This window comes from Phaeodactylibacter xiamenensis (assembly GCF_000759025.1).
GTDB classification, from domain to species: Bacteria; Bacteroidota; Bacteroidia; order Chitinophagales; family Saprospiraceae; genus Phaeodactylibacter; species Phaeodactylibacter xiamenensis.
Genome location: NZ_JPOS01000079.1, coordinates 280118 through 292487, shown reverse-complemented (window position 1 = coordinate 292487; position 12370 = coordinate 280118). Strand labels below are relative to the sequence as shown.

General features: G+C 43.0%; 9 protein-coding genes. All 9 read left to right on the top strand.

Annotation, left to right across the window (positions count from 1 at the left end; translation table 11 throughout):
• Positions 1-81 precede the first annotated feature (81 nt).
• Positions 82-738, top strand: coding sequence for a hypothetical protein (locus tag IX84_RS21170; RefSeq protein ID WP_044225400.1), 657 nt, complete (start codon positions 82-84; stop codon positions 736-738).
• 50 nt (positions 739-788) lie between these two features.
• Positions 789-1658: a hypothetical protein gene (locus tag IX84_RS21165; RefSeq protein WP_044225397.1), complete on the top strand. Its 870-nt coding sequence runs from the start codon at positions 789-791 to the stop codon at positions 1656-1658.
• 41 nt (positions 1659-1699) lie between these two features.
• Entirely contained in the window at positions 1700-2578 is an 879-nt protein-coding gene (locus IX84_RS21160; protein WP_044225394.1) for a toxin-antitoxin system YwqK family antitoxin, read from the top strand.
• A gap of 342 nt (positions 2579-2920) precedes the next feature.
• Positions 2921-4162 carry a helix-turn-helix transcriptional regulator gene (locus IX84_RS21155; protein ID WP_044225391.1) on the top strand — a complete coding sequence of 414 codons (1242 nt, stop codon included), beginning with the start codon at positions 2921-2923 and terminating at the stop codon, positions 4160-4162.
• Positions 4163-4425: 263 nt separating this feature from the next.
• Positions 4426-4860 (top strand): hypothetical protein, encoded by a 435-nt coding sequence (locus IX84_RS33070; protein WP_152605173.1) that lies wholly within the window; start codon positions 4426-4428, stop codon positions 4858-4860.
• 441 nt (positions 4861-5301) lie between these two features.
• A complete protein-coding gene (locus tag IX84_RS21150; protein WP_044225388.1) occupies positions 5302-5736 on the top strand; it encodes a hypothetical protein in 435 nt (144 codons plus the stop codon).
• Positions 5737-5754: 18 nt separating this feature from the next.
• Positions 5755-8391 (top strand): S8 family serine peptidase, encoded by a 2637-nt coding sequence (locus IX84_RS31300; RefSeq protein ID WP_081968873.1) that lies wholly within the window; start codon positions 5755-5757, stop codon positions 8389-8391.
• 247 nt (positions 8392-8638) lie between these two features.
• Positions 8639-9496, top strand: coding sequence for a toxin-antitoxin system YwqK family antitoxin (locus IX84_RS21140; protein WP_044225385.1), 858 nt, complete (start codon positions 8639-8641; stop codon positions 9494-9496).
• A gap of 492 nt (positions 9497-9988) precedes the next feature.
• The gene (locus IX84_RS21135; protein ID WP_160213866.1) at positions 9989-12361 is read left to right on the top strand and encodes a CHAT domain-containing protein; all 2373 of its coding nucleotides are present in this window, start codon (positions 9989-9991) and stop codon (positions 12359-12361) included.
• The last annotated feature ends 9 nt before the right edge of the window (positions 12362-12370 follow it).

Genomic DNA, 12370 nt, shown 5'->3' with positions numbered 1-12370 from the left:
CCCCCCCCCCCCCTTTTAGATTATTGGTGTCAATAAGTTATTGACAGCACATTTGAAAATGGATATTCAAAAATTGCAGCCATGAAGAAGCACCTTTTTCACCTTATCTTTTTATTGTTGCCTGTAACCTTTTTTGCTCAACAATCTGCCTTATATGTAGAGTTTACAGGCTCAGGTATTCCTCATAAGGGTATAATTCTAATAAATGAACAAACCCGGCAAGGCGTATTTAAAGTTGCCATTCCATCACAAAATGGAATCATGGTGATAGAGCAACTTGCACAGCTAAGCCTCTTACAGGTACCAAATGTATACGCTTTCGGGCAATCTGGATGGCAAATGAGTCAGCAAAACCAAACTCAGGGCTCCAATCAGGACTTTGTCATCATGTGCAACACCCCCCGTATTGCTTCGACCGGGCAAATGGCACCCGGCTACCAACCAGACACTTTTGTTTTTCAGAACGGGCAGCTTACGGTACGATCTAATGGTCAAGCCACTCGGGTTAACGCTCGTCCTATCCAATCTCAACAGGAGTATTTAGCTATTGCTCAACAACTAGGTCTCATTCAGTCCACACAGCCTACTACAGCTCCTGTCCCCAACCCGTCTTCCCAGGCTCCCCCTGTCTTTCCTACTAATGTCCCGAACATGCCTTCACCCCAAACTAATCCTGCCCCTGGCCCACAATACCCCACGAACACCCCAGGTGGGCTCGGCAATCCATATCGCTACTAAGAATATCATTCTTCTCTACATTCCAATGTCCTAATTAAAATGATATCATCATGAAGAAGCTACTTTTGTATCTTACTATGCTCAGCATTCTAAGCATCTGGTCGTGTGAAGAACCGGCAACACTACTACCATCTATATCTGGCTGTACTGATGAATTTTCGTTCAACTACCATCCCGATGCCAATGAAGATGATGGCTCTTGTATGCCCATGCACGGCTGTTTAGGCTGGGTAGGCGGCTATAGCAAATCTGGACAAATCATCAGTTCTTTAGGTCATGCTGCTTACGATCAAAAGTTCTGGAAAGAAGTGGCCATACAACGTGCCTTTTTCCAGCAGATCCCTGCCCAAGTGTCTATCCTTTTAGAGCCTGAGCCGGAATTAAAGAATGCTTATGCCAGCAGTGATGGGCAAATCAGGTTTGGCTACTACATGTTTTGGGATATACTGGACCAATATGGCGAATTGCCCGTAGCCAGCATCTTGGCCCATGAGTGGGGGCACCGCACCCAGTTTCATTCCAATTGGAACGATTATAACCAGCCTGCTCATATGGAACTGGAGGCTGACGCATTTAGCGGTTTTTACCTTTTTCTGGCTAAACGCTGGGCATGGTCTCAAATCCAGGATGTATACCAGGCATTGATGGATTTTGGTGATTACAATTTCAACCACCCTCAACACCACGGCACACCCAATGAGAGATATGCAGCAGCGCGTCTGGGAGTGGAACTTGGGAAATATGCAGTAGAAAATGAACGGCAATTCTCCTACAAGGAGCTGCATGATATTTTCATCGAGCAAATTCGCACGCAGATCAAACCCAGAAGCTTGGAAGAAAAGCCTGTTGAGTACTCCGAGATTACCTTTCCGGAAGGGGTGACAGACGAAGAAGTGCGGAAACTGTTTCCCAGAGAATAATGGCAGATCACCATTTGGTTGTCAATCAAAACCACAAAACAATGAAACTCAGCACCCAAATCTTACACCTATTCTTGCTTTGTTTCCTATTTGTACCGACTACGCAGGGGCAAACCAAAGAATACCATACCGAAGACTGGTATAGGGCCAGCTACAAACCTGCGGAAGGCTATCGCAAAGTAACCAATCTTGAAATTGGGACCAGCATGCAATCCTTTACAGATTATTGGGGGCAAGTGCACTATACTGCGGCTACAGATGGCAGAGTACTAAGGGAAGTCAAGGATTATTATCCGAATGGCGGGCTTCGTTTTAAATGTAAAGCTATTTCAGTGACGCAATTACCGGATGAACTACTATTCGAGGGGCCTGCAGAGTGGTACTATCAGGATGGCTCCATCAAAGAAAAAGGCTCGTTCTTAAATGGTAAGCCACATGGCGAGTTTGCAGAATACGCCCCGAACGGAACTATTACCCGGAAAACCATCTACCAAAAAGGGCAGGCCGTTGCAAAAAACCGTTTTGCAGGCACCATCTACACACCTTTATTGGGTACCTGGTTGTACAACGAAGTAAAATACAATACGCCATCACCTCACATTACCAAAACTACCCAAAATAAGGTGACGTTTTCAGCAGATGGTATTTTATCGATCCAAACCAAAGTTGATCATCAATCCAATGACCCTTCTATGGCCATGTTTTGTCCATTGCTGGGAAATGGCACATTTACAGCATCGTACAATTGGCGATATGTGCAAGCTGCTGGCGGGCATTTTCTGGAAGAATACGATGGTGAGGAGATGGTTGCAAAAAGCCGCGTACAGTGGCAGGGCAACAATAGGGTTTCCTTTGTGGTATTGCATTCTAACAACCCGGAGAATATAGGACGGACACTGACTTACCAAAGAATACACTAATAGCACTTCAATCTAAATGTTATGGAAATGAACTCGAAGGGCTTATGGCTATGCTTTGCTCTGTACTTAGCCACCTATGGGCCCACACTGTGGAATAGGTCAAGAAAGACTGCCCATCTCTATTTGGGCTCCTTTGAGTTCGTATATCGGCGACAGGAACAAGCCCTGCTAGCCAATTTATTTGAAACCACTTTGGCTCCGAATCAACGGCTTATGGCTGATAATTGCCCTGCCGCCTGATTCTTAATAAGAGCGTTGATTTTTATAATGCTATTGCTACAAGGCATATTTACCTTTCCTCTTCAGAGAAGGTTCATAAATAATTAAAACAGATTAATCATAATGGAATGGATAACAGAACTCATTTTGCAAGGATTCGGCGACTGTAATTCACAATGCAACTTATGCGCTGAAAAATACCAGGCGATTCGGTTAGTGCTTATGTGGTGTCAGATTGGCATCTTTTCATTTTTTGCCTTAACTCTGTTTTTATTAGGTTTATTTGCTTACCGGAAAAGAGAAAACAAGCTTGACGTCTGGGGGTTGGTTTGCTTTGGGTTATTCTTTTCTATTTTGGTAAGCTTAAATGCAGTCAGTCTATCTACAGAAGATGAATTCGATATGTTTTATTATTCAGAAATATGCCTAAGTGAAGACAATTTTCTTCAAAAACCTAGAAATCAAAAAATACCAGAGTGGATAAAAAATAATAGAGAGCTTCATGATCCTTCTTCTTCCGACACGACGGAACACGAACTTATATCCAAATTCAAAAAACACACGCTCTCTGGTTTAAACAGCTTTTTTCTTTTGTTATCGTTTTGTTTTTTCTCTTCAGTAAGAAATCTGAATAATAAAATATTCGAGCCAAAAGTTTGGGCAATTGTGTCATTGGTTTTATTTATCGTTGCAGTATTAGCAGGTACTTTCAGCGGCAGTGACATACCAGATGTAGCTTTTAGCACATTCATTTTTATTTTCCTGGGGATTATTCTGGGTATACAATTTTTTAACAGAGGCAGTACTGAAATGGCTATTCTCGCCATATTGGTTTGCTGCTCGATCATTTACATGCAGTTCTGTTATTTGACCGAAATAGCCCAGTTCGATGATAACCTAGGCACAGAACCATCCTTAACAGCCGTCATTCAGGAAATTTTACTTCCCAAAGCCACCTTCAACTTCATGAACCTCATCCTGACCTCAGCACTTGGAACCATCTTTTTGTCCTTAGCTTTTACATGGGTTTTTGAGGAATTGAAAATACAACAAGTGCGGCAAAAAATGGAATTTGAGATTCAACAACGGGATGATAAGATTTCCACTCTGGAAGAGAATATAGAATCCTTGTACGAACCCTCAAATATCAAAGATAAATTGAGCCTCCTTACAGAGACAGAAAGAACGGTATTCGAATATTTTATAAAAAACCCGAATAATAGTTACGCTCAATCCGGGGAAAGCCTTTTTAAGTCGGAACACACCGTAATCTCCCATGTAAGGAACATCGAAAGAAAGCTAGCCATTAAAGGGAAAGAAAACTTTGGCCTTTTCTGGAAAAGGGCAGGTAACTGGCCAGGGTAATTAGCCAGGGTGGCCACTTCATATCATCGCATCATTCATTGATTTTTCATCAATAATTAGCCATTCAGAGTTCAGCCTATTTGCTTCTACTTTGAATAGTCAAACGACCCTACACGATTAAGTAGGGATAAAAAAATAAGTTCTCTATTTGAGATTTTAAATATGCCTAAGCCTGGAAGCCTTTAGGGGCTGAAGGTGAGGCATATTTAAAAATTCGCGAACCTGTTTTTTTAGTATTCCTAATTTACTTAAACCATTTAAAAATGAAGACGATTATCATTTTGCTGATTACCGCGATCCTGCCATTTCTGGAAGCTGGAAGTTCTGCTAAAGGAAATGGGTTGACTGATGCTGAATCTTGCATTCCTAGCCTACTCCTCGCTCCTACCGAGACTCTGCCTCCTTATGTTTCTGCCTCTTGGAGGTTTTGCGGTGGTATTTCAGGGTGCCGCCATTGCTGCCTGACTTTGAAAAGCCCCCAAACTGGAGCCCACGAGTGGGAAATGCACCCGGTATTACCCAATGGCCAATATATTTATGGAGGCACCCCCTACATGAAAAAAACAACATCAGGCAATGTATGGATAGTAGGTATGATCGGAGACCCGGATTGCTTTATTATTAGATATAGACAAGCTGGAGGGCAATGGCAAAACAGCCAGAAAATCTGCCCATCCAGCCAATGCTGCTACCCTTAACAAACTCAAAGGCCAAAGCTAATGGGAAATAGTGTTCGGACTGCTATTTCCCATGGCCAACTCAATTCAACAGAGACCATTTTGACTTTACAATTAAAACAGAAAACTACTCAGATTGTGGATGACGGCTAAAAAATGAATCAAGCAGCCTCTAACAATGCGCTAGCTATCATTTGGGCAAACAACCAAAAAAGTAGCACCCTTATGAGAACGCCTGGTTTCTGGTGAATGAGATGAGAACGGGGATATATTCAATGGGTGGACATACGAACGTGTTTAAAAATAATACCCGCCTCAATGAGCCGGGCAAGCTTTAGCTAATAGGAGCGCCTCTAAAGTTTATGCTCAGCAATACTACTGGCTGTAGCTACTAAAGCTCCCTTGCGCTACACAATTTAAATTCAGAATTAGAATAAATCACACTTTACAAAATCACATCAGATGAAAATGATTCGAAAAACGCAAATCTATGCGGCCATGACCATCCTGTCAGTCCTCTTATTAAGCTGTAAAAAAGAGGAACCGTCCTTAACTCATTTGATTACAGGAGACTGGGAAATGGAGAAAATGACCATCAATGGGCAAGCTGTCAATGTCGTTATTGAAATAGAACTTGAAGAGGACGGCGATTTCCAAACAGCCCTTTCTGCCAACGGAGGCATTTTTAACTATTCTGGTGAATGGGAGGTAGATGAAGCTAGTGGAGAACTGGAATTAAAGTACGACGTAGGCACCCAGGGAATGGTTGGTTCTCTACTGGGTGCTCCTTTCCCAGTAGATGAAGAAAAGTATGAGATAGAGCTTCAAGGAGATGAAATGAATTTACAAGGAGTAGTAGTCGGAATTGCTGTTGAATTGGAATTACGAAAAGAATAAAAAAACCTGATACCAGCCATGAGACACACAGTATTATTTTTTATACTTTTTTTTATTCCCCTGAGTAGCGCAATCGCTCAAGAAAGCAGTTTTTCATTCTACACTCCTGTAGGAAAGCTTAACTTTCCATTGTCTACCGACAAAGTAATGATACAATTTGTAGAGGGTGTTTCCTACAACGATAAAGCAGCACTACTGAAGCGCACTTCAGTGCTACAACCACTTGACTCCAGTATGCTGCTGAGTAGCCCGGGACTAGCCGTTGGAATATTAATACCCAATATGGACGCGGATAAGGTCATTAAAGCGACCAAGCAATTATGTAAATCAGAGCAAGTGGCCTTTGCAGTTCCTTTCTTGAGATATCGACAAAGTACGGAAATTGCCCTTAGTGGAGAGATCAACATTCGGTTGCGAACCCAAAAAGGCATAAACCACCTAAGAAAATACTGCGGCCGCTTACAACTTGGTGATTTAAGCCAGAACGAGTATGACCCTATGGTTTATCATCTGGAGTTTAGATGGAAACATTCTCCCCTGGAAGCCATTGAAGCAGCTAATTCGCTCCACCAATCAGGCTTGGTTCAGTTTGCCGAACCAGCATATTATTTAAGTTTAAAGCCATTTACTACCAATGACCCATTACTCAACTACCAATGGGGGTTACATAATACGGGTTCTGCTACCCAATATTATGGCATTCCCGGAGCAGACATAAGCGCCTTTGAAGCGTGGAATATCACGACTGGCTCTCCCAACATAAAAATAGCTATCATTGATGAAGGAGTTGACTTATATCACCCAGACCTTATCCCCAACCTGGTAGGCGGGTTTGATGCTACTGGCCTTGGCAGCAACGGACATGCTAACTCTACAGATGCTCATGGCACGGCCTGCGCAGGCATAGCTGCTGCTGCGGGCAACAATGGCATAGGAATTGCAGGCATAGCTTATAGTTCTAAAATTGTACCAATCAGAATAGCTTATCAAGATGGGCAAGGTGAATGGGTTACCTATACGACCTGGCAGGCCAATGCCCTGAACTGGGCATGGCAGAATGGTGATGCAGATATACTCAGCAATTCATGGGGAGGAAGTGCTCCCAATTTCTTCATCGAATCTGCCATCGACAATGCTCTCAATTATGGTAGAGGAGGGCTGGGATGCCCGGTATTATTTTCTGCCGGCAATGAGAACTCCACCGTTACTTTCCCTGCCTCTTACAATGGAGCTATTGCAGTTGGAGCTACCAGTTACTGTGATGAAAGAAAAAGCCCGTTTTCCTGTGATGGCGAAGACTGGGGGTCCTGCTACGGACTAGGCCTTGATGTATCCGCTCCTGGTGTAAAAATAATGACTACTGATATTTCAAGTTGGGGTGGGTATGATTGGGGAGACTATACGGGAATTTTCAATGGCACATCATCCGCATGCCCAGCTGCAGCAGGTACGATGGCACTTATATTATCGGTCAATCCTTCCCTGACCGCAAATCAAGCCCGGCAAATTCTGGAAAGCACCTGTGACAAAACCGGAGGTTACCTATACCAGGAAAACACACCTTGGCAACCAAACGGGAGTTGGTCATCAGAATTGGGTTACGGCAGGATCAATGCTTACCAGGCTGTACTTGCAGCTTTAAATGGAGGAGGTAGTGGCTGTGAGCCTCCCTCCAATATACAGGTAACCAATTCCGCTTATTCTCATTGCCAACTAAACTGGAGCGCAGCACCATCCGCCACAGCTTACCAAACTCGGATCAGAGCTACAGGAAACTCAGAGTGGGTGGAGAGCCCCAGCTATAATATTGCTGAGATCACCTGGGCTAACCTGACCCCTTGCGCTCAGTACGAGGTCCAGGTTCGGTCTGTATGTAATAATGGCCAAAGCAATTACTCTGAATCTGCCATTGTCAATACGAAAGGATGCAACGACCCTTACTGTTATTCTTATGGACTGGCATGGAATGACTGGATTGAAAAGGTTAATTTAAATAATATTGATATGGTTTCCGGCCAGGACTATGGCTATGCAAACTTCACTCATCTAAATGCACAAATACAAAAAGGTAGTAATACCAGCATACAACTGAAAGCAGGCACCAATGGCTCCTTCAGAAATGTGTACTGGCGTATCTGGATTGATTTCAACCAGGATTATGACTTTGATGATGCCGGAGAAATGGTAGGACAACTGGAAGGAAGTAACTCCTCTACTGTAAATAGCGTGATTTTTATTCCATATCATGCTTTATCAGGAAGCACTCGTATGCGGGTAAGTATGAGCACTGATGGATTTCCCGCCGCCTGCGAAACTGGTGGGAACAGGGAGGTAGAAGATTATCAAGTCATTATTTATGGAAACTCAACCAATGTAGATGAAGCAAAGACTGATGGTAAAATGGATTTGACTATTTACCCCAACCCAGCCTCTGATCATACTACGGTTTCATTTAACCTCAGCAAGAAGGATAACATAAACATAACCATTTTTGATATGCAAGGCAGATTGTTGGAACAAGTACAGCATGAGGTGTTAGGTGCCGCCGGGACACAGACCGTAAAGCTAGACTTAGCTTCTTATCCCAAGGGAGTTTATATGCTTAAAATTGGCATAGGCCAACAGATTATGTCCAAGAAAATGGTAATTCACTAAAGAAAACGGCAACAGGTATTCTGCAATGCAGTACCTCTGAAAAGTAATCGGAAAAACGGTGTTCAACATAATAAGCACTTTGATGGATGCTTGTCTTGCTGTCAAATGCTTATTCCTCAATGCGGATGCTGGATTTGATGGCAAGAGCTTAAGAACGGTTTGTGAACAATTGGATATATTTCCAAATATTGATTTCAATAAGCGAAGGAAAAAGTTTAAATCACCTCAACTCTAAAAACGTTTACTTATGAAGGTTTTATCTAAAATTTCAACACTTATCCTAATTTGTTTAATGTCACAATCAGCAATAGGCCAAGACGTCAGTTATTTAGATAAAGACGGGAAGCCTTGCAGAGAGCAACATGCTGTCTTTCAACGAAATGCGGAGATGATTGATTTCACTCCGACACCAGGAATATATGATGGACTTTCAAATTATGAAATCACGGATTATTATTATCCTTCGAAAACGTTGGCATTCAAAGGTCACGGTCTAAAAAATCTCAACAGTTTCGTTTACGGATTAGGTTATACACTGAACGGTGAGGCAACTTATTATCATCGAAACGGAAAAATTAAGACCCATGGATATTACAAAATCGGAAAAAAACAGGGAATTTTTCGATACTTTGACCAACAAGGCAAACTCATTAAGTCGGAGGAATATAATAACGGAATTTTGATTGGTAACGTAACTGGTAATAGTCTAAACAACCATATTTATATGCCCCTGGTCGGCAAATGGAAAAACAATGTAGTGGATAATTCATTTCAACCAAGTTCTGTTACGGTCATTAAGCGTGAAGCAACTTTTGAAACGACAGGAATGCTCCGAATCTTATATAGTGAAAAAATTAATTTTCAGCGAGAGTACCAATGGATGAACTCAATGACAAGAGAGCATTCCAACACTCAATTCTTTACTTGGAAATACCATCCTCAAAGCAATTCATCTGGTATTCTCGAACAGTATGAAGGGAGCAGAATGGTCTGCAAAAGCGTGGCTAAATGGTACGGTTCGAACAAAGTCGAATTCACAGTAATACAAACTGATTGGCCTGGTGTTCAGGGGAAATCTTTTACTTACACGAAAGTTTCGGGTTAATAAGACGGCGCTGCTTCACATGTAAGGGGGCCTAATTATAGAGTCCCTATATTCTTTGAACTGAGAGCCCCTTACATCCTTACTATTGAAGCACCGCTTATTTTTCAAATGCCTTAATCGTTTTTTAAACGAACTGCCATGTACTTCAGCCTTAAGCCTTTTATTTCACTTTTATTATTGACTTGTATTGCTACTTATAGCACGGGGCAAAGCATCTCTTACAAGATAGCTCAGGCCTATCAACAAAAAGCGGATCAATTCTTAGAACAAGAACAATTTGGCCTTGCCTTACGGCACTACCATAAATCAATCAAGCTACTGCAAAATGAAAGAGATAGCCTTTCGAACTTGCTTCTGTCAGAATCTTACCAAAAAGCAGGAGAAGCTCATGGAAAGAAAATGAACTATGACAGTACCGAGTGGTATTTTTCCAAGTGCCTAAGTACTCTTCAAAGCTTATACGGTTCAAATAGTAGGCAATCTGTCAAATTTATGAACCATTATGCCGGATTTTACGCCGGCAGCGGAGATTGGAAGGCCTCTCTCCAAATGCGGTTAAATGCCCTCGAAATTGCCGAAAGCACAGAAGGAATACAGGACCTCATTGTCATTCTTTGCAACAACATCGCTATTCTATACTTAGGAATTAAAGAGAATACTTTCGCAAGAACATATATCGAAAAAGGCATTGCCAGCCTTCAATCGTGCGGACTGCCCCCTCACAAAAGAGCGATTTTCCTGGCTAATTATTCCAACATTTTATCCAACGACGGGGAGACAGAACTTGCATTTGAAGTCATAAATAAAGCCGAAGAACTGACAAGCAATAACACTTACGCTATTGTTTCACTTCTACAAATAAAAGCCGAAATGTTCCGCCGTATAGGTGATCATGAGTCTTCTTTACGCTCTGAGCAAAAAAGATTAAAGCATTTGTTAGCCGATCCGATTGGGCCAAATGACCTGGCTATTGCCCGGCTCATGTTGGCCAAAGACTTGAGAACATTAGGAAAGGCGGATAAAGCCTTGCTGCAATTGGACACTATAATCGATGAGTTTAGTGGCCAGCAAGTGGAAGATATCCTTTCTGATGTGTACTTTGAAAAGGGAATGTGCAACTTACAAATATCCAAGCCTGATAAAGCCATCGATTTTCTGCAGCAGTCTTTAATATTAAACTCCTACCAAAATAACTCTGTCAAAACCCTCAACAGATATGCCCGGGGCTTTAACTGTTTTTTCTACTTAGCAGAAGCATACAGACAAAAAGAAGCCCCGCTACTTGCTTTTGATGCCTATAACAAAGCCGATTCTTGCTTAATAGAGCAACGCAAACAAATACTCGTACAGTCCTCTAAGGAAAAACTTGGCCCTGATGCACTTGCTCTTGCAGAAAGACTTTTATCACTAAAAGGAATGCCCCATACCATTGAATATACAGAGGCCTGCTTCCGCGTAATCGAACACTCCAAATCGCTTATCCTGTATGAATCTTTTTTGTCATCCAAAGCCACCCAAATCGCAGAATTACCGGCCGAACTTAGAAACCATGAACAGGAAGTACTTAGGGCAATCAACAGTGCACAAATCAACTTATCGAATGCTGTGGAAAAAGGAGTGCCGAGAGCTTCTGCCAAATACCAACGCCTGCGTGCCCGGCTGAATGATGCTTATTTAGATTTCCGGCGATTAACGGCTGAGTATAAAAGAAACCATCCTAATTACTTTAGGCTGAAGTATGATTTTTCCCCAGTTTCCGACTCTTATGTACAAAAAAAGCTAATCAACGATAACCAAGCCTTATTGGAATACCTCGTCGGCGACAGCAGCATATTCATCTTCCTGATCCCAAAAGAAGGAGCGCCAATACTAAAAGAGGTCAAAAAAGACTTTCCGCTGGAAGACTGGGTAGCAAAATTCCGGGAAGGGGTGAGCAACACCAACAAGGTGGAAACCTACCTCAAATATGCCCAACTGCTCTACGACAACCTTATACAGCCCGTAGCCGAACAATTACCGGAACGCGTCATCATCGTACCCGATGGTGTACTTGGCTACCTACCCTTTTCAGCTTTGCTCAGCGGGCAGCCTGGCAGCCTGGGCAACTTGAGTACCTATCCATTTCTGCTCAAAGAACACCAGTTCAGCTACAGCTACTCTGCCACCTTACTGAAAGAGATGCAAGACAAAGAACACCGCCATGAAGCGGAAGGCCAGTTGCTGGCTTTTGCTCCTTTTTTTGAAGAGGAAACCACCACGGTAAATGAGCAACGAAGCGATGTGTGGAAAGGGCTGCCCGCCTCCGGCCCCGAAGTGCAACAAGCCGCCTCTTCTTTTCCGGATAATCACCTGATCATGTTGGGGAAAGAAGCTACAAAAGCAGCTTTCTTAAAATCAGCCGCCAAATACCGCTTCCTTCACATTGCGACTCATGGGCAGGCTGATGGCCGGGTAGGTGATTACTCCTTCCTCGTTTTTGCCAGCCCCACAGATACCTCAACAGCAGCCCGCCTCTTTGTGCGTGAACTATATAATCTGGAACTCAATGCTGATATGGTCGTCCTTTCCGCCTGCCAGGTCGGCGCAGGCCAGTTGCAGCGGGGCGAGGGCATCATCAGCCTGGCGCGCGCCTTTGCTTATGCCGGAGCCAAGAGCCTTGTTTTTCCAATATGGAGTGTCAACGACGGTAAGACGGCGGAATTGATGGGCTATTTTTATAAATACCTGGCGGAAGGAGCACCTAAGGATGAGGCACTGCGCTCGGCTCAGCTCAAATATCTGGACCAACAGCCCAGTAACTTCGCTAAACACCCTGCTTTTTGGGCGGCATTTTCGGCGGTGGGAGATATGGCCCCGATCAAATAAACCTTCTTA